The organism is Sphingobium sp. L-44, from assembly GCF_056859495.1.
Map to the genome: position 1 here is coordinate 44,087 of NZ_JBSXOQ010000081.1, position 16,848 is coordinate 60,934.

Sequence of the window (16,848 nt, forward strand, 5' to 3'; positions counted from 1 at the left end):
ATGATCAGTGGCCCGGCGCAGGTCAGGCTGCACCGGGCCATTGATGATCAGCCCGGCATCATCGTGCCGGTATCGATGAAGCGCTGGTGCCAGGCAAAGGCCTCGGCCGGCAGCATCGGCGACTGCAGGCCATAGCTGCCCTGCATCGCCCGCCTGAAATAATCCTTCAGCATCGGGCGATAATCGGGATGGGCGCAATTGTTGATGATCAGTTCTGCCCGCTGGCGCGGCGCCAGCCCGCGCAAGTCGGCCAGCCCCTGTTCGGTGACGATCACCTGCACATCCTGATTGATATGGTCGACATGGCTGGCATGCGGCACGATCGCCGAAATCTTGCCCTGCTTGGCGGTCGAGGGCGTCATGAAGATCGACAGATAGGCGTTGCGGGCAAAGTCGCCCGATCCGCCGATCCCGTTCTGGATGCGCGATCCCATGACGTGGGTGGAATTCACATTGCCATAAATGTCCGCCTCGATGAGGCCGTTCATGGCGATGCAGCCCAGGCGGCGAACCAGCTCGGGATGGTTGCTGATTTCCTGCGGACGCAGGATCATCTTGTTGCGGAAGCGCGCCATGTCGGCATTGAGCCGCGCCGCCGCCTCGGGGCTGAGCGAGAAGGCGGTGGCGCTCGCCATGCGCAGCTTGCCGGATTCCAGCAGGTCGAGCATGCCGTCCTGAATGACCTCCGTATAGGAGACCATATTGTCGAACGGCGCGTCGATCAGGCCGGTCAGCACGGCATTGGCGATATTGCCGACGCCCGACTGGAGCGGCAGCAGCGACGCCGGGATGCGGCCCATCTTCACTTCATGGCCGAGGAATTCGAGCAGATGGCCGGCAATCGCCCGCGCACTGTCATCGGGCGGGGTGAAGGGCGCGTTGCGATCGGGCGAGTCGGTTTCGACCACCGCCAGCACCTTGGCGGGATCGACCCGGAAATAGGGTTCGCCGATGCGATCGTCGGCGCGGGTCAGCGGGATCGGCACGCGGCTCGGCGGCAACGCCGTGCCGTAATAAATGTCGTGCATCCCTTCGAGCGCGGCATTCTGCCAGCTATTGACCTCCAGGATGATGCCCTTGGCACGGTCGAGCCAGGTCTTGTTGTTGCCGACCGAGGCGGACGGGATCAGCAGGCCGTCGGGGGTGATGCCAGTCACTTCGACCACGGCGACATCCAGTTCGCCCAGGAAGCCCTGCCACGCCATCGGCGCGACCTGGCTCAGATGCATGTCGAAATATTGCATCTCGCCGCGGTTGATCCGCTCGCGGGCGATCGGATCGCTATTATAGGGCAGGCGAAATTCGACGCCGTCGGCCTTGGCGAGCGCGCCATCCAGTTCAGGCCCGGTCGATGCGCCGGTCCACACCTTCACCCGGAACGGATCACCAGCGGAATGGGCGGCAGTAATTCGGTCGGCCAGCGCCAGAGGGACGGCCTTGGGATAGCCCGAACCGGTGAAGCCGCTCATGCCCACGGTCATGCCGTCGGCGATCAGGGCAGCTGCGTCCTGCGCGCTGCGCCTTTTTGCCGCAAACCCTGCATGACCGATACGATCCGATGCCATCCTCTCGTCTCCATTAAATGTCTGACTGGCGTCCCTGCGCCGGCGCTTAGGTCTGGCTTTTCCGTTCTCCGCACAATAGGGATTCCCGGCACAATATCTGTGCAGGACATGTTCAAATGAGCGACCTGCTTCTTTCGATCCGCACCTTCATACGGCTATGTGAAAAGCCCAGTTTCACGCGCGTCGCTGCCGAGATGCATGCGAGCCACACCACCATAGCGCGACGGCTCGATCAGGTGGAAGCCCATTTTGGCACCGTGCTGTTTCATCGCACCACGCGCCGGCTGGTCCCGACGCCGGAAGCCGACCAGTTGCTGGTCCATGCCCGCACTCTGGTCGATGCGCTGGAAGTGGCCGAACAGGAATTGCGCCCGGTCCAGGGCGATGTCAGCGGCACGGTGCGGATCGGCGTCACCACCGCGCTGGGCCTCTATTATCTGGGCCTGCTGAGCCTGCTGAGCGATCAGCATCCCGGCCTGCGGATCGACATGGCGATGACGGACTGGCAGCGCGACCTGGTCCAGGACCGGCTCGATCTGGCGCTGCGCGTCGGCCCGGTCGGGGACGACATGCTGGTCGTGCATCGGCTGGGTGCCCTGCCCCGCATGCTGGTCGCCCATCCCGACTATGTCGCGCGCCATGGCCTGCCAACCAGCGCCGACGATCTGCCCAGCCATCGCTGTATCGCCTATGGCTATGGCGACCTGCCCGCCAAATGGACGGTGGACGGCCGCGACCAGTTGATCAGCGGTCCGTTCCGCAGCGACAATAGTGAAGCGGTGCATCGCGCCGCGCTCGCCGGCCTCGGCATCGCGATGCTGCCCGCCGTGCGGGTGGCGGACGATCTGGAGGCGGGGCGCCTCGTGCATGTCCTCCCCGCCAGCCAGATCGACCCAATCGACATTTTGGCGGTGCATCCCGCGCTGAAGCGCCTGCCCGCCCGCGCCAGGCTGGTGCTCGATTTCCTGAAGGCGAATTTCCCCGGCGATCCGCCCCAGCGCTAGGCGGCGCGCAGTTCCTCCAGCACGTTACGCACCGTTTCCTGCAATTCCTGCGAACGACTGGACAGGGCCGTCGCCGCCGCGTCGGTTTCGCCCATGGCCGATTGCGCCTCCGCCAGCGCCAGGCTCAGCGCTTCGGCCTGGGACGCCGCTTCGGCGATGTGGCGGGCCATCTCCTCGGTCGCCGCGGCGATCTCGCCGGTGGCGCGTATCTGTTCCGCCACATCATCGACGATGCCGGCGGTCGACCGATCGATCGTGTCGGCCGATTGGGTCGCGACGTCGATCGCGCCCGACACGCTGTCGGCCGCACGGCGAATATCCTGCAGATAGATGTCAATCTGGCGGGTCGCCTCGGCCGTCTGCGCGGCGAGGCTCTTCATCTCCGATGCCACGACGGCAAAGCCCCGCACCTCGCTGCCGCTACGCGCCGCCTCGATCCCGGCGTTAAGCGACAGAGTTCGGCTCTGCGCCGCGATCTGCGAAATCAGCGCGACGATCGAACTGGCGGAATCGACCGTCGCCGACAGCATGTCGACCTCCGGCGTCAGCGCACGGGTGGCCATCGCGCCACGCAACGCATTGTCGCGGGTGTGGCTGGCGCTGCCGCCGACGCCATTGATCGAAATGGCCAGCTTTTCCGTGTCCTGCGCCACCGCGCGGACATCGCCATCGGCGCGGGCATGGGCCTTGCGCAATTCGGCCGAGCGCTGGGTCGTGCGATCGAGCAGATCGAACAGCCATTGCTTGCTGGCCGACAATTGCCCCGCCAGTTGGCCCAGATCGCCGACCACCGCGCCCAGCCGCGCCTCCAGCGCGTCTGCCACCAGCCGACGCCGCTCGCTTGCCTCTTCGGCCCGCCGCGCCGCCTCCTCGATCGCGCGCTGCCGCGTCGCGATCGTTTGCGCCCGCTCCAGTTCGGCCAGCGCGACCTCGGCCCGCTCCTTTGCCGCATCGGCTTCCTTACGCAGACCTTCGCTCCGCTGCCGCTCCTCGGTCTGCAAGCGGATGGTCTGGGTCAGCAGCGACACGATCCACCACAACATCAGGGTCTGGATCACCACGATCAGCGCATGCACCAGCACCCGCGGCAGATCGCCCTCGCTGGCGAACACCCAGGCGGGATAGCTATAGTTTAGGATCAGATGGTGGAGCGCCGTCACGCCGGCCGCGACCAGCAACGCCCGCCGATCGAGCAGCACGGTCTGCGCCGCCAGCGCCGCGAAAAAGCCCATATGCATGTCCATCTGCCAACCATGGCCGCGCAGCAGGAAGACATAGAGCGCCGGGATCGCCACCGATGTCACCGCCAGCGTCATGCGCGCTGGCGCCGAAATGTCGCGCTGCCGCACCATATGGGTCGGCAGCAGCGCCAGCAGCGCGGCCGCCAGCGCGCCGACTTCCGCATCGGGTGCCTTCAGCCACCATCCGATCAGCATCAGCGCCGGCACATTCAGCCAGAATAGCCACATCAGCATGCGCGCACCGGCCAGGCGGATGCTTTCCATCGGGCGTTCGACGTTCATGCCCGCCCTCCCTTGCCAGCGCAGAGGAAATCGGGCGCCGCCAGCAGCAATACGCCGCGCGTCAGCATCGGCCAGGCCAGGCGGTCGCGGTCCCCCCGCACCACCAAAGCGCCATCGATCTGCCCCTTGCCGATCGGGATCGCGCCGACCGCAATCAACCCCGCCGCCAATCCATGGCTGCTGACCGTCGTCAGGGGAATGGCGAGCATGTCGCCCCGCGCCGGCGGCGCCAGAACGCCCGCCAGCATCATAAAACCGACCGTCGCCAATTGCGCAGCCGCAAGCCCCCACCTGTTCCCCACTCTTGTCTCCCCTGCCGATCGGCCGGGGAAACATCGCCAGCAATTGTTAACGCGTTACTTATGAGCCAGCAAAAATCATTGCGTTATCGTTACATTTTTCAGCCGTGGAAATAATCATAGACCTGCTGGGCCACCGCCTTCGACACGCCGGGTGCGCGCTGCAGATCCTCCAGCGCCGCATCGCGCACCGCCCGCGCCGTCCCGAAATGCATCAAAAGCGCCTTTTTCCGGGCCGGGCCGATGCCGGGCACCTCGTCGAGCGACGACACGGTGATCGCCTTGCTGCGCTTCGCCCGATGCGCGCCGATGGCAAAGCGATGCGCTTCATCGCGCAGGCGCTGCATGTAGAAGAGCAGCGGATGATTGATCGGGAAACTCACCTCCCGGCCATCCATCAGGTGGAAAACCTCGCGCCCGTCGCGGCCATGATGCGGCCCCTTGGCGATGCCGATCATGCAGACATCCTCGATGCCCATATCCTCCAGCATCGCCCGCGCCGCCGACAATTGCCCCTTGCCGCCGTCGATCAGCACAAGGTCCGGCCATTCGCCGCCGTCGCGATCGGGGTCTTCGCGCGCGGCCCGGCCAAAGCGCCGCTCGAACATCTCACGCATCATCGCGAAATCATCGTTCGAGATGTCCGGGTTCTTCATGTTGAACTTGCGATAGGCGTTCTTGCGGAAGCCCTCCGGCCCGGCAACCACCATTGCCCCCAGCGCATGGGCGCCCTGGATGTGGCTGTTGTCGTAAATTTCGATCCGGTCGGGTACGCCGTCCAGCCCGAAAGCCTCGACCATCTCGTCCAATATCTTGGCCTGCGTGGTCGTCTCGGCCAGACGCCGGTCGAGCGCCTCCACCGCGTTGCGCTGCGCCTGCTTGATAAGCCGCGTGCGCTCGCCGCGCTGGGGCACCTCGATCCTTACCTTGCTGCCCAGCCTTTCGCTCAGCGCGAGCGCCATCAGTTCGCACTCGGCCGGCTCACGGTCGGTCAGGATCAGCTTGGGCGGCGGCACTTCCTCGTAAAATTGCGCCATGAAGCTTTCCAGCACCTCTTCGGTCGCCACATCATTGGTGTGGACCGGGAAGAAGCTGCGATGCCCCCAATTCTGGCCGCCGCGAATGAAGAAGGCCTGGATGCACATCGATCCACCCTTCTCCGCCAGCGCAAAGATATCGGCGTCGCCCAGCCCCTCGGCGTTGATCGCTTGGGATCCCTGGATGAAGGTCAGCGCCTTCAGCCGGTCGCGGATCATCGCCGCCTGTTCGAAATCCAGCGCCTCGGCCGCTGCCTCCATCGCCGCACCCAGCTTCTGCTGCACGGCGGTCGACTTGCCGCCCAGGAAATCCTGCGCGTCCTGCACCAGTTCGGCATAGCCGGCCGTGTCGATGCGATCGACGCAGGGGGCCGAGCAGCGCTTGATCTGATACAACAGGCAGGGCCGCGAACGATTGGCGAAGAAGCTGTCGGTGCAGGACCGCAGCAGGAACAGCTTTTGCAGTGCGTTGATCGTCCGCGTCACCGATCCGGCGCTGGCGAAGGGGCCATAATAGCGCCCCTTATATTTGCGGGCGCCGCGATGCTTCTGCACGCGGGGAAAGGCGTGATCCTCGCGCAACAGGATGAAGGGGAAGCTTTTGTCGTCGCGCAGCAGGACATTATAGGGCGGGCGATAGCGCTTGATGAGTTGCGCCTCCAGCAGCAGCGCTTCCGCCTCGCTGTTGGTGGTGACGATCGTCATGCTGCGCGTCTGCGCCACCATGCGCCGCAGCCGGTTGGGCAGCCGGTCGACCTGGGTATAATTGGCGACCCGGTTCTTCAGCGCCCGCGCCTTGCCGACATAGAGGACATCGCCGCGGGCATCCTGCATCCGATAGACGCCGGGCCGGGTCGGCAAGGTCTTCAGCGTCGTGCGGATCGCCTCCACGCCCGCATCGATATCGGGCTGGCTGCCGGTGACGGTATAGGTCGCCTTGTCTTCGTTGAAACGGTCGGGGGATTGCGGCTGCGACATGGCCGCAGAGATAGCGGCACCGGCGCGGATCGCAATGGCGGTGTGGAACAAAGGGCGGCCAACACCGGCATTCATGATTGCCATTCATGGCTGTGTTGCCGAAAGCCGGCCTAATCAACAGCCTGTCGACTTCCTATGTTGGACAGGCACAGGCCGTCCCACGGCCCGCGCCCATCCAAGAATAGCAGCGGAGGGGCATATCCGCCCTGCACACCGCGAACCTCAAGCAAAGGGACATCCCCATGGCCACCAAAGCCTATGGCGCCAACGCCGCCGACAAGCCGCTCGAAGCCCTCGACATCGAACGCCGCGCCGTCGGTCCGCATGATGTCGCGATCGATATCGCCTATTGCGGCGTCTGCCATTCGGACCTGCACCAGGTCCGTTCCGAATGGGACGGCACCCTCTATCCCTGCGTTCCCGGCCATGAGATCGTCGGTCATGTGACCGCCGTTGGCGATCATGTCAGCGCCTTCAAGGTCGGCGACACGGTTGGCGTCGGTTGCATGGTCGACAGCTGTCAGGGCTGCGCCTCCTGCGACGAAGGGCTGGAGCAATATTGCGAGAGCGGCTTCGTCGGAACCTATAATGGCAAGACCAACGACGCGCCGGGCCACACGCTGGGCGGCTATTCGCAGAATATCGTGGTGAAGGACAAGTTCGTCCTGAAGATCAGCCACCCCGCCGATCAGCTCGCCGCGGTGGCGCCGCTGCTGTGCGCCGGCATCACCACCTGGTCGCCGCTGCGCCACTGGAAGGTCGGCCCCGGCCAGAAGGTCGGCATCGTCGGCATTGGCGGCCTGGGCCATATGGGCATCAAGCTGGCCCATGCCATGGGCGCCAAGGTCGTCGCCTTCACCACCTCGGAATCCAAGCGGCAGGACGCGCTGGACCTGGGCGCGGACGAAGTCGTCGTCTCGCGCAATGCCGAGGAAATGCAGGCCCATGCCAACAGCTTCGACTTCATCCTGAACACGGTCGCGGCCAGCCATAGCCTCGACGCCTTCACCACCCTGCTGAAGCGCGACGGGACGATGACGCTGGTCGGGGTGCCCGAGCATGCTCACCCCTCGCCCAATGTCGGCGCGCTGATCTTCAAGCGGCGTTCGATCGCCGGCTCGCTGATCGGCGGTATCGCCGAGACCCAGGAAATGCTCGATTTCTGCGCCGAAAAGGGCATCACTGCCGATATCGAGATGATCCGCATCCAGGATATCGAAGACGCCTATGCCCGCATGCAGAAGAGCGACGTCAAATATCGTTTCGTGATCGACAACGCCACGCTGGCCGCCTGATCGCCAGGCAAAGGGGCGAATGGCCAGGCGCCATTCGCCCCGACTGCGGGCCATGCCCGCCCCTTTCCGGGGGAAACCCCGATTGCTCCCGCTTTGCCGTCGCGGTCCAATCACCGGACGTTCAAGCGCCGAGGAGCCAGCCATGTCCGATCCCCTATCGTCCTGGAATGACGGACCTGCCAAGGCCGCAATCCTGGATTTCGTCGCCCGCGTGACAGGCTCGGGACCGGAGCATATCCCCGCCCCGCAGCGCATCGCCACCTTCGACAATGACGGCACGCTCTGGGCGGAACAGCCACTTCAGACCCAGTTCCTGTTCGGCCGCATGCTGCGCGCAAAGCTGATCGAACAGGAACCGGAACTCGCGCAGCAACAGCCTTTCAAGGCCTATGTCGAGCAGGACATGCCGGCCATGAAAGCGCTGGGGAAGCTAGGACTGCTGGAGGTTGCCGCCCGTGAGCACGCTGGTGCGACCGAAGAGGAATTTGACAGAATCGCACGCGACTGGCTCGCCACCGCACATCATCCCCTGCTCGACCGACCCTTCACCCGATGCGTCTATCGCCCGCAGATCGAATTGCTCGATTTCCTGCGCGCCCATGATTTCAAGACCTACATCGTCTCGGGTGGCGGGCTCGACCTGATGCGCGCCTTCGCCGAAGACGTCTATGGCATTCCGCCCGAACAGGTGATCGGCTCCAGCCTTCGCACCCGGTTCGAAATCGACGGTGATGGCGTCGCGCAACTTGTCAAGCTGCCCGAACTCCACTGTTTCGACGACCGCGAGGCGAAGGCGCAGAATATCGCCCTTCATATCGGCCGTCGCCCGATCCTGGCCTTCGGCAATTCGGACGGCGACCTCGCCATGCTCCGCTATGTGAAGACCGGATCAGGGCCACGGCTGGCGCTGCTGCTGCATCATGACGATGCCGCTCGGGAATTTGCCTATGATCGGGATTTCTTCCTGAGTCCCTTGGCCGAGGCCCTGAACAAGGCCGCGGATTATGGCCTGACCCTGGTCAGCATGAAGCATGACTGGAACAGCATCTTCGTCTGATCCGCGGACCGCGCCACCTTCAGACAACCGGCCGTGGCACTCCGCACGCTGGCGCGCCTATGACCGCCTTATGGTCCATCTCCTTCCCTTCACCCCTGATCATTTCTCCACCCTGTCGGGCTGGTTCGGCAGCGACGCAGATGTCGTTCAGTGGGGCGGACCTTTTGTCCATTTCCCGCTGTCCGACGACCAGATGATGGCGATGCTGGACGAAGGACGCAGTGATCCGCCCGCACGCCTGTGCTGGATTGCGCAGGACGGTGATCGACTGGTCGGCCATGTCCAGATCGCCTTCGACTGGCGCAACGGCAATGCCACGCTGGGCCGTGTCGCGATCGCGCCCGATGCGCGCGGCCGGGGTCTGGCGGTGCCGATGCTGCGCCTTGCGCTCGCCAGCGCCTTTGCCTTCGACGCCGTCGAGCGGCTGGAACTCAATGTCTATGCTTGGAACCGGCCCGCCATTCGCAGCTATGAACGGCTGGGCTTCGTGACCGAAGGCGTCCGCCTGTCCTCCGTTCGGGTCGGCGATGCGCGGTGGGATACCGCGATCATGCGGATGCTGCGATCCGAATGGACCGACAGCACGCCAGCCTGAACCCAAACAAAAGGGCCGGCGCCTTTCGGTGCCGACCCTTTTGCTAATTCTGCCTGTTTCGATCAGGCGACCGGGCCAAGACCCTTGATCGCATCATCGACCAGCGCCTTGTCCGCCTTGGCATCATGGCCTTCGGCAATCAGGGCAGCGGCAGCGCCGGTAGCGGCCTTCACCGCCTTGGCACGAATGTCGGCGAGTGCGCTGCGCTCAGCTGCACCGATCTTGTCTTCCGCCATCTTCTGGCGACGGGCGACCAGATCGGCAGCCTGCACCTTGGCATCGGACAGAAGCGTTTCGGCTTCATGCTCGGCCGACTTGCGCATGGCGTCGGCTTCGCCGGCCGCAGCGGCCAGCTTGGCTTCATATTCGCCCTTGAGCGCTTCGGCTTCGGCTCGAAGCTTCGATGCTTCGGCCAGCTGTTCCTTGATCTGGGTGATCCGGCCATCCAGAACGCCACCGATCAGGCTGGGCACCTTCTTGATCAGCAGGATGACGATGAACACCGCCATCGCCAGGCTGACCCAGGCCGTCGCGTCCATGCCGACCGCCTTGGGATCGGTATGCGGCGCGACGCCTTCATGCGCCACGGTGCCAACCGGCTCCATGCCTTCGGCGTGGATTGCCTGATTGAGGTGCGGGGCCTGCGCCTCGCTATGCTCTACTGCTGCCTCAGCCATGAGCCAGTGCCGCCTTTACTGCGTTGCGGGCCGCTTCGTCCGACGCTTCCACGCCGGAAATCCGGACGACCATGTCGCGCGCCGCATCGGCGGCGACGGTTTCAATCTGTGCCATGGCGGCATCCGTGGCGGTCTTGATCCGGGCTTCGGCAGCGCCGATCTTGTCCTGGATCTCCGCATCGGCGGCGGCCAGCTTCGCTTCCGAAGCCTTGGCGGCATCCGCCTTCGCCTTGGCCAGCGTCGCCTGGGCGGCGGTGCGGCTTTCGGCATCACGGACGCGATAGTCCGCTTCCGCTTCGTCGGCGCGGGCGAAGGCTGCCTTGGCAGCATCGAGATCACCCGAAATCTTCGCGTCGCGCGCGTCGGCCGTCGCCTGCACCTTGGGCACCATGCCGCGGCCGATGACGAAGAAGACGAAGCCGAACGTCAGCAGCAGCCAGAAGATCTGGGAAGCATAAGTATCGGCGATTTGCGCGATTTGAGGCATTTTCATCCGTCCGAAAAGGGGGCGGTCGTCAAGGGGCAGGCAGCCAGGCTGCCCGCCCCGTCGATCTTTAGGCCACGAAGACCAGGATCATGGCGATAACGAACGCCAGCAGACCCAGAAGTTCGGCGGCGGCGAAGCCGATGAACAGGCGACCCTGCTGGCCGTCAGCGGCACCCGGATTGCGCAGCGCGCCTTCGAGGAACGAGCTGAAGACGTTGCCCACACCGAGGGCGGCAATGCCCGCACCGATCGCGGCCAGGCCAGCACCGAGCAGCTTTGCGGCTTCTGCGTCCATGTTCTAAACTCCTTTTTCTAAACCAATTAAGCGTTGAAGAATGTACGAAAACTCAGTGCAGGTTTTCGGCGTCGTTGATGTAGACCGAGGTCAGCAGCGCAAACACATAGGCCTGGATCACGGCGACCAGCACTTCGAGTGCGCTGATACCGACCATCAGCACGAAGCTGGCGGCACCGACGGTCAGACCGAAACCGGGGCCAGCATTCGAGCTGTTGATGACGAAGCCGGCCAGCACCTTGAGCAGCACGTGTCCGGCGGTCATCGCCACGAACAGTCGCAGGCCCAGGCTGAACGGACGCACCATGAACGAGATCAGCTCGATCGGGAAAATGACCGGGATCATCGGCAGGGGCGTGCCGTGCGGCACGAACAGGGAGAAGAAGTGCAGCCCATGCTTCCAGAAGCCAACGATCAGCACGATCGAGAAGCTCATGATCGCCAGCACGCCGGTGGCGGTGAAGTGGCTGGTGAAGGTGAAGGGGTGGACCCCGACCAGACCCAGCGGCAGCAGACCCAGAAGGTTGGCCATCAGGATGAACATGAAGAGCGAGAAGACATAAGGAATGTACTTCTTGCCGCCTTCACCCACGTTCGAGATCAGCAGGTTCTTGATGAAGCCGGTGAAATATTCGACCGCCATCTGCCAACGACCGGGCACCAGTTCGCGCTTCATGCCGCCGATCACGAAGATCCACAGCACCACCGCAGCGGCGACCATATAGAGCGCGCTGTTGGTGAAGGCGATGTTGAAGCCGCCGATGGACAGGTGATCGGTACCGAACAGCGGTTCGATCGCAAACTGATGCATCGGATCGATTTTGCCGGATTCTGCCACTTGGACCCCTGTACCGTCTAATATTCGGACTAAGACAAAAGCGCCCCTATTGATCGGAACGCTTCGTCGTCGTCAATCTGATGATGTTCCTGAACGCCGCCACGATCCCGAGACCGAGGAAGACAAGCAGGAGCCATGGGGATGTGCCGAGCAGCCGGTCGAGAACCCAGCCGATCAACGCACCACCGACAAGACCACCGATCAGCTCTGCGAGAACCCTGTTGCCCAGACGCGAACCATCGTCCGCCTGCTGCACCTTCGTCCCCTGTCTGACCTGCTCGGCATGTTCCGCCTGCGCAATTCTCGCTTCCAGTGAAGCGATCCGCGCATCTTCCCCCGCCGGGTCCTGCCCGGATTCACCCGCAACCATTGCCAATCCTTCCATCAGGCTGAAACCCAATGGCAGGCGGCATGGCGCTTGCGGCTGCACCCGTCAAGGCGCGGCCCGTTTAGAAAGGGGATGACGGATAGTCAACTATACTTGGGCAGGAGATTATCCTGCCCAGACGAACTGGCGGTCAAAGTCCGCCAGCCACGCGCGTTTTACTGGCCTGCGGTGGCGCAATAGGCCGGCAAAGAGATCGCCCCGGCGCCCTTGGTCTGCCAGGCACCACCGCCGACGCGATAGACCTGCCCCGGCTTCACCCGACTGCTGAGCGTCTGGCAACCGGTTGCGGCCGCCACATCCTGCACCGTCACGCCGCGCTTGCCGGCCAGATCGGTATAGACGGCACGACGCTTGATGTTGATCGATTCGACCTCGGCCCGCACATCCGCGCCCACCGTGCCGGCGATGCCCAGATAGCCATCGGCCTGCTCGCCCACCGTACCGGCGGCGATCGCGGCGGCCGCACCACCCTGGGCCTGCGCGGCACCGGCCAGGACCAGGCCGCCCAGCACAGCGGCGGCCAGCATGAACTTGCGTGTCATTGCGGGAACAACTCCGGGTTATTGTTGATCAAATCCTTGGCGTCCTTCTCCAGACGGACGACGACCTCCTGCTGGACCTTCACGTTCAGATTGATCTCGATCGGCTTGTCCGGGGCCTTGACCTGGATGCAGCCCCCCAAGGCCGAAGCGGCCAGACCGGCCATCATGATTGCTGCTATCTTCATTTCGGCTCCGTATTTGACACAGTCTCGCTTGCCGCAGGCTGAACCGCAAGACCAGATTGCAGATCGGCCGCGCTTTGTGCGCGCATCTTCTGCTGGGCATCCTCGCCAATCTGGTCGCGGATCACCTGCGACGGGTCGACATAGGATTGGGCGGATTTCATCAGGCCGCGGAAAGGCGCGGAAATCCGCACGTTGAAGATGAAGGGCAAGCCCACGAAATTGCCGGCCAGCCCTCGCGGCACGCCGCCCAATTGGCCCCGGTTGACGCCGTTGAACACCACATTGGTCACCATCTCGCCATCCAGCGCGCCATCCATCAGGATGGTGAGGCATTTATATTGCAGATCCTTCAGCGCGTCGAAGGCGACCTTGCCCATAACTCCGACTTGTTCGTTCGACACCGAGCCCACATAGGACAGCACGCCGGACTGGCGCGTTGGGTCGCAGGGGATGCTAGGCAGCACGCCCTCGGGCATGATCAGCGGCGCCATGCCCTGCTGCCGCGCGACCAGCACGCCGCCGGCGACCCGCCCGCCCTGCGCATTGAAGATCAGCGGCATGATGCCGTCGAACGTGCCGGTGGCCGACACGTTCTTGAGGTCCATCGCCTGGATGAAGGCACCAGCGTCGAGGCCGATGACCCGGAAGGTCAGATATCGGTCGACATCGGCACCAAAGTCCATGGTCGTCGGCAGAAGCACCAGTTCGCCACCCGAGAAAGGAAAGCCGCCGCCCTCGATATGCACCTTCTGCCCGGCACCCAGGCGATAGCGGATCGTGCCGTCGCGTGCCTCGACACCCGGATTGACCAGCGCGATTCGCGCCTCCTGTCCGGTCGGCGTCACCATGTTGAGCAGGTCGGAGAAGCGGATCTCGCCAGACAGTCCCTCGACCGGGCCGAATGCCGCCGCCAGATCCAGCCGATCGGTCCGGAAGACGCCATCGCTGCTGACATCGGAACCGGCCCAGCGGATATGCCCCTCGCCGGTCACGCGGCCAGCGACATTGGCGATCACGCCGAGCGTCAACGGCGTCAGTTCCTCCGGCTGCAATCCCGGCCCGAAGACCAGGTCCGGCACGGTCAGGTCGGCATGCCCCTTCCCGCTGCCCAGGTCGTGCGCAATATCGGCGCGCGCCACCGTGGCACCCTTGCCCGGCACCTGCAGCGTGCCGGTCGCGGTGATTCGGCCATCCTTCATCGCCAGGGCAAAGTCAGGCACGGACAGCGGGTTGAAGCGGACCGAAGGCTGCGCATCGCGCACCTGCATCGCCGCCTTGAGCGACAGCGCACCCTTGGCAAAGGCCCAGCCGCCCGCACCCTGCTCGACGATCAGCGGCACGGTGCCGATCCGTCCGCCCGCGCCCTTGATGTCGCCGGCAAAGCCATCCTTCGTCGCCGCACCGGTCACGCTCGTCGCAGACAGGCGCACCGGCGCATCCTCCGGGCCGATGGCGAAATCGGCGTTGCCCAGGGTGAAGCCGGTCTGGCCCAATATCAGACGGGCATTGTCCGCCTTGAGCCGCATCGGGCTGTCACCGCTTCGCCCGTTCAGCGCGACATTGCGAAGCTCCGCACCGCCCTTCATACCGCCCGGCCCCATGGCGAAGAGCGCCGAATTGGGCAGCGGGCAGAGTGCCTGCCGGGTCTGCCCCAGCGCGAAGCTGCCATAGCGTGCTTCCAGCAAGGTCAGTGGCGCGCAATGTTCGTTGATCGCGATCGCGCCATTAGACGCCAGCCGGCCATCGATCGGCAGGCCAAGACCGCGAACAGCCCCATCGGGCAGCGGCCCATCCAGCCGCAACGCGGTCGTGAAGCGCGTGTCGCCCTTCGGCCCGGCAACGAATCGGACAGGCTCGAACGCCAGCCGGGCGCCGTCGGCCGTATAGGGATCGATGAACAGCTGCCCGCCAAAACCGCCGCCGGCGCGGCGGGCCAGTCGGAGCGCCGCCTTGGGCAAGCCGCCGCCCTGCGACGTGATCGCGCCGTCCAGCGCCCAGTCGATCGCTGCGCCGCCCTTGCCCGGCCAGGCCAGCGTCACCCGACCATCGCGCGCCACGGCCACCTGCGCGCCGCTGCGCGCTGCAAATTCGGTATCGGTCAGGACCAGACTGCCGGCATCGCCCTTCTGCGCCAGCGCCACCCGCGCCCGCAGCAGATTATCCGCCCCGGCCCGCCGGGCTGCATCCGCCAACCGCAGGGCCAGCGGCGCCACCGGCGTGCCAGCCGTCGACGTGCGCAAAGCCGCCAGCGGATCACGCCCGGCCATCCGCCCGTTCCGCGCGGTCAGATCACCGCTAAAGGTCGCATCACCGCCGCGCAGCGTCCAGTCACCGGCCAGTTCGGTTGGCCCCGCCAGCACGCCGGCACCGGAAAAGGCGCGCGCGCCGATCCGCGCCCGTCCGGCCATGGCCTGGGCCGAACCGTCGAACTCAATCCGACCGACAGGGGCCGCCAGCAACATGCCCTGCGCCTTGAGCGCCTCGCCCGCCAGCTTGGCCGATCCGTTCCAGCGGTCCAGCCCCTGGCCCAGCCACAGATCGATCTCGGCCGTCGGCGCAGCCATCGCCATGTCCGCGCAGGCGAGCGCATCGCCCTTGATCGGCCCGCGCAGGTGCGGCCGGCCGTCCACCATCGCCACATCCAGCCAGGCGCTGGCCCTGGCCACGCCACAGCCGGCCATCCGTGCCCTGGGCATGGCAGCGGCCAGCTTGCCGCGGAAACCCGATTTCAGATTGCCATTGCCATCGATCTGCATGCCGACCGCACCCGCATCGGTATCCAGCCGCAACTGCGCGTCGCGCAAATGAAGCAGCAGGTCGGGCATGGCGAAGGGGGCGGTCGAATCAGGATCGCGAAACTTGTCCAGTTCGCCCAGCGTCAGCACGCCGTCGCGATAGGCGCCGCGCATCCGCACACCACCAGCGCGAACCGCCGCCACCTGCGGCGTCACGCCGGAAAAGGCGATGTCGACCTCCACCCAGCGGGCGGTCAGGTCCGGCCGTGCCGGATCGCCCAGCACGACATTCTCGATCCGCTGGGTGCGCAGGCCCACCTGCGTCAGGTCATAATTGGCCTGGACCCCGCGCCGGTTCAGTTCGCGGTTGACGAAATTCTCGGCGATCGGCGCGCGCTGCGTCCACAGCGCGACCAGCACCAGGCCGAGCGAACCCGTCCCGACACCCAGCCAGCGCAGCCAGCCCCGGCGAATTTCGGCTTCGCCGTTCTCGTCTTCCATCTGCCTGGCCAACCCCGACTTTCGCTCGCACTTCAGGTCCGTAACGCATCCATAACGTCCGACCCATTGGAAATATCCACCCCTGAAATAGCCTTGCCCACGAAATCCGCAAAGCCTAGGCTTCATTTGCCGGGGAATGGGGGATCGCCAGCATGACCGAAAAGGACGAACGCGCGAGCCAGGATGGCGCTGGTCATCGCGCCCGCCTGCGCCAGCGACTGGCCGAAGGCGGCGACGGGCTGCTCGACCATGAACTGATCGAATATCTGCTCGCCCTCGCCATCCCCCGCCGCGACACCAAGCCGCTGGCCCGGCTGCTGTTGCGCGAATTCGGCGGGATCGGCGGATTGATGGCGGCCGACTGGCAGGCGATCATACGGGTGCCCGGCATGGGCGATACCAGCGTCGCCGCGATCAAGATCGTTCAGGCCACCGCGCTGCGGATGCTGCGCAACGATGTGGCGGAACGACCGGTGCTGGGCAGTTGGCAGGCACTGCTCGACTATCTGCGCGCGGACATGGCCTATCTCCATGTCGAACGCGTGCGGGTGCTGCATCTCAACAGCCGCAACATGCTGATCCGCGACGAGAATATGGGTGACGGATCGATCGACCAGGCAGCCATATATACGCGTGAGGTGATCAAGCGAGCGATGGAATTGGGATCGGCAGCCCTGATCCTGGTCCACAACCACCCGTCGGGCGATCCGTCGCCCAGCAAGCAGGATATAGAGATCACCCGCCAGATCGTCGAGGCCGGCAAGCGGCTGGGCATCGGCGTCCACGACCATATCATCATTGGCACGCAGGGGCATAGCAGCCTGCGCGCGCAGGGACTATTATAGCG

Annotated in this window: 17 protein-coding genes; 5 read left to right on the top strand and 12 right to left on the bottom strand. The window is 64.9% G+C overall.

Going from position 1 to position 16,848, the window contains the following annotated elements; all coding sequences use genetic code 11:
* Positions 1 to 47: 47 nt before the first annotated feature.
* A complete protein-coding gene (locus AC13EK_RS09850) occupies positions 48 to 1,565 on the bottom strand; it encodes an acetyl-CoA hydrolase/transferase family protein (protein ID WP_069338457.1) in 1,518 nt (505 codons plus the stop codon).
* A gap of 116 nt (positions 1,566 to 1,681) precedes the next feature.
* On the opposite strand from AC13EK_RS09850, the gene AC13EK_RS09855 reads away from it, so the two are divergent.
* Positions 1,682 to 2,569: a LysR family transcriptional regulator gene (locus AC13EK_RS09855; protein ID WP_069338458.1), complete on the top strand. Its 888-nt coding sequence runs from the start codon at positions 1,682 to 1,684 to the stop codon at positions 2,567 to 2,569.
* On the opposite strand, the gene AC13EK_RS09860 is transcribed toward AC13EK_RS09855, so the two are convergent.
* The 3 genes from AC13EK_RS09860 to uvrC all read right to left on the bottom strand — a co-directional run bounded on the left by AC13EK_RS09860 (position 2,566) and on the right by uvrC (position 6,406).
* Entirely contained in the window at positions 2,566 to 4,092 is a 1,527-nt protein-coding gene (locus tag AC13EK_RS09860; RefSeq protein ID WP_069338459.1) for a methyl-accepting chemotaxis protein, read from the bottom strand. The two genes, AC13EK_RS09855 and AC13EK_RS09860, sit on opposite strands and share 4 nt — an antisense overlap.
* Positions 4,089 to 4,343 (bottom strand): hypothetical protein, encoded by a 255-nt coding sequence (locus tag AC13EK_RS09865; RefSeq protein ID WP_483022183.1) that lies wholly within the window; start codon positions 4,341 to 4,343, stop codon positions 4,089 to 4,091. The genes AC13EK_RS09860 and AC13EK_RS09865 overlap by 4 nt, the downstream gene beginning before the upstream one ends.
* A gap of 149 nt (positions 4,344 to 4,492) precedes the next feature.
* The gene (gene uvrC / locus AC13EK_RS09870; protein ID WP_069338467.1) at positions 4,493 to 6,406 is read right to left on the bottom strand and encodes an excinuclease ABC subunit UvrC; all 1,914 of its coding nucleotides are present in this window, start codon (positions 6,404 to 6,406) and stop codon (positions 4,493 to 4,495) included.
* A gap of 242 nt (positions 6,407 to 6,648) precedes the next feature.
* On the opposite strand from uvrC, the gene AC13EK_RS09875 reads away from it, so the two are divergent.
* The 3 genes from AC13EK_RS09875 to AC13EK_RS09885 all read left to right on the top strand — a co-directional run bounded on the left by AC13EK_RS09875 (position 6,649) and on the right by AC13EK_RS09885 (position 9,353).
* Positions 6,649 to 7,701: an NAD(P)-dependent alcohol dehydrogenase gene (locus AC13EK_RS09875; RefSeq protein ID WP_069338460.1), complete on the top strand. Its 1,053-nt coding sequence runs from the start codon at positions 6,649 to 6,651 to the stop codon at positions 7,699 to 7,701.
* Positions 7,702 to 7,843: 142 nt separating this feature from the next.
* Complete coding sequence (locus tag AC13EK_RS09880) at positions 7,844 to 8,758, top strand: HAD family hydrolase (RefSeq protein WP_069338461.1); 915 nt, start codon at positions 7,844 to 7,846, stop codon at positions 8,756 to 8,758.
* A 70-nt stretch (positions 8,759 to 8,828) separates the two neighbouring features.
* Complete coding sequence (locus AC13EK_RS09885) at positions 8,829 to 9,353, top strand: GNAT family N-acetyltransferase (protein WP_069338462.1); 525 nt, start codon at positions 8,829 to 8,831, stop codon at positions 9,351 to 9,353.
* 62 nt (positions 9,354 to 9,415) lie between these two features.
* On the opposite strand, the gene AC13EK_RS09890 is transcribed toward AC13EK_RS09885, so the two are convergent.
* From AC13EK_RS09890 to AC13EK_RS09925, 8 genes are all read right to left on the bottom strand, one after another.
* On the bottom strand, positions 9,416 to 10,030 hold the full coding sequence (locus AC13EK_RS09890) for a F0F1 ATP synthase subunit B family protein (RefSeq protein ID WP_069338463.1): 615 nt from the start codon (positions 10,028 to 10,030) through the stop codon (positions 9,416 to 9,418).
* Positions 10,023 to 10,517 carry a F0F1 ATP synthase subunit B family protein gene (locus AC13EK_RS09895; RefSeq protein WP_004207391.1) on the bottom strand — a complete coding sequence of 165 codons (495 nt, stop codon included), beginning with the start codon at positions 10,515 to 10,517 and terminating at the stop codon, positions 10,023 to 10,025. The genes AC13EK_RS09890 and AC13EK_RS09895 overlap by 8 nt, the downstream gene beginning before the upstream one ends.
* A gap of 67 nt (positions 10,518 to 10,584) precedes the next feature.
* The gene (locus tag AC13EK_RS09900) at positions 10,585 to 10,812 is read right to left on the bottom strand and encodes a F0F1 ATP synthase subunit C (RefSeq protein WP_004207392.1); all 228 of its coding nucleotides are present in this window, start codon (positions 10,810 to 10,812) and stop codon (positions 10,585 to 10,587) included.
* Positions 10,813 to 10,864: 52 nt separating this feature from the next.
* A complete protein-coding gene (locus tag AC13EK_RS09905; RefSeq protein WP_017503282.1) occupies positions 10,865 to 11,650 on the bottom strand; it encodes a F0F1 ATP synthase subunit A in 786 nt (261 codons plus the stop codon).
* 46 nt (positions 11,651 to 11,696) lie between these two features.
* The gene (locus AC13EK_RS09910; RefSeq protein ID WP_004207394.1) at positions 11,697 to 12,020 is read right to left on the bottom strand and encodes an AtpZ/AtpI family protein; all 324 of its coding nucleotides are present in this window, start codon (positions 12,018 to 12,020) and stop codon (positions 11,697 to 11,699) included.
* 173 nt (positions 12,021 to 12,193) lie between these two features.
* Positions 12,194 to 12,580 carry a YdbL family probable chaperone protein gene (locus AC13EK_RS09915; RefSeq protein ID WP_004207395.1) on the bottom strand — a complete coding sequence of 129 codons (387 nt, stop codon included), beginning with the start codon at positions 12,578 to 12,580 and terminating at the stop codon, positions 12,194 to 12,196.
* Positions 12,577 to 12,765: a YnbE family lipoprotein gene (locus AC13EK_RS09920; RefSeq protein ID WP_004207396.1), complete on the bottom strand. Its 189-nt coding sequence runs from the start codon at positions 12,763 to 12,765 to the stop codon at positions 12,577 to 12,579. The genes AC13EK_RS09915 and AC13EK_RS09920 overlap by 4 nt, the downstream gene beginning before the upstream one ends.
* Positions 12,762 to 16,001 carry an intermembrane phospholipid transport protein YdbH family protein gene (locus AC13EK_RS09925; protein WP_069338464.1) on the bottom strand — a complete coding sequence of 1,080 codons (3,240 nt, stop codon included), beginning with the start codon at positions 15,999 to 16,001 and terminating at the stop codon, positions 12,762 to 12,764. Before AC13EK_RS09925 ends, AC13EK_RS09920 begins: the two co-directional genes overlap by 4 nt.
* Before the next feature lie 152 nt (positions 16,002 to 16,153).
* Here AC13EK_RS09925 and radC point away from each other — a divergent pair, with 152 nt between their 5' ends.
* Positions 16,154 to 16,846: a RadC family protein gene (gene radC, locus AC13EK_RS09930; RefSeq protein WP_277788362.1), complete on the top strand. Its 693-nt coding sequence runs from the start codon at positions 16,154 to 16,156 to the stop codon at positions 16,844 to 16,846.
* Positions 16,847 to 16,848: the final 2 nt, after the last annotated feature.

What these genes read in the sequence shown, in the direction of transcription:
- AC13EK_RS09875 (WP_069338460.1), top strand. Translation starts at nt 6,649, where the DNA reads ATGGCCACCAAAGCCTATGGCGCCAACGCCGCCGACAAGCCGCTCGAA.
- AC13EK_RS09925 (WP_069338464.1), bottom strand. Translation starts at nt 16,001, where the DNA reads ATGGAAGACGAGAACGGCGAAGCCGAAATTCGCCGGGGCTGGCTGCGC.
- AC13EK_RS09900 (WP_004207392.1), bottom strand. Translation starts at nt 10,812, where the DNA reads ATGGACGCAGAAGCCGCAAAGCTGCTCGGTGCTGGCCTGGCCGCGATC.
- AC13EK_RS09865 (WP_483022183.1), bottom strand. Translation starts at nt 4,343, where the DNA reads ATGATGCTGGCGGGCGTTCTGGCGCCGCCGGCGCGGGGCGACATGCTC.
- AC13EK_RS09910 (WP_004207394.1), bottom strand. Translation starts at nt 12,020, where the DNA reads ATGGTTGCGGGTGAATCCGGGCAGGACCCGGCGGGGGAAGATGCGCGG.
- AC13EK_RS09880 (WP_069338461.1), top strand. Translation starts at nt 7,844, where the DNA reads ATGTCCGATCCCCTATCGTCCTGGAATGACGGACCTGCCAAGGCCGCA.
- AC13EK_RS09850 (WP_069338457.1), bottom strand. Translation starts at nt 1,565, where the DNA reads ATGGCATCGGATCGTATCGGTCATGCAGGGTTTGCGGCAAAAAGGCGC.
- AC13EK_RS09920 (WP_004207396.1), bottom strand. Translation starts at nt 12,765, where the DNA reads ATGAAGATAGCAGCAATCATGATGGCCGGTCTGGCCGCTTCGGCCTTG.
- AC13EK_RS09915 (WP_004207395.1), bottom strand. Translation starts at nt 12,580, where the DNA reads ATGACACGCAAGTTCATGCTGGCCGCCGCTGTGCTGGGCGGCCTGGTC.
- AC13EK_RS09890 (WP_069338463.1), bottom strand. Translation starts at nt 10,030, where the DNA reads ATGGCTGAGGCAGCAGTAGAGCATAGCGAGGCGCAGGCCCCGCACCTC.
- AC13EK_RS09885 (WP_069338462.1), top strand. Translation starts at nt 8,829, where the DNA reads ATGGTCCATCTCCTTCCCTTCACCCCTGATCATTTCTCCACCCTGTCG.
- radC (WP_277788362.1), top strand. Translation starts at nt 16,154, where the DNA reads ATGACCGAAAAGGACGAACGCGCGAGCCAGGATGGCGCTGGTCATCGC.
- AC13EK_RS09895 (WP_004207391.1), bottom strand. Translation starts at nt 10,517, where the DNA reads ATGCCTCAAATCGCGCAAATCGCCGATACTTATGCTTCCCAGATCTTC.
- AC13EK_RS09855 (WP_069338458.1), top strand. Translation starts at nt 1,682, where the DNA reads ATGAGCGACCTGCTTCTTTCGATCCGCACCTTCATACGGCTATGTGAA.
- AC13EK_RS09860 (WP_069338459.1), bottom strand. Translation starts at nt 4,092, where the DNA reads ATGAACGTCGAACGCCCGATGGAAAGCATCCGCCTGGCCGGTGCGCGC.
- uvrC (WP_069338467.1), bottom strand. Translation starts at nt 6,406, where the DNA reads ATGTCGCAGCCGCAATCCCCCGACCGTTTCAACGAAGACAAGGCGACC.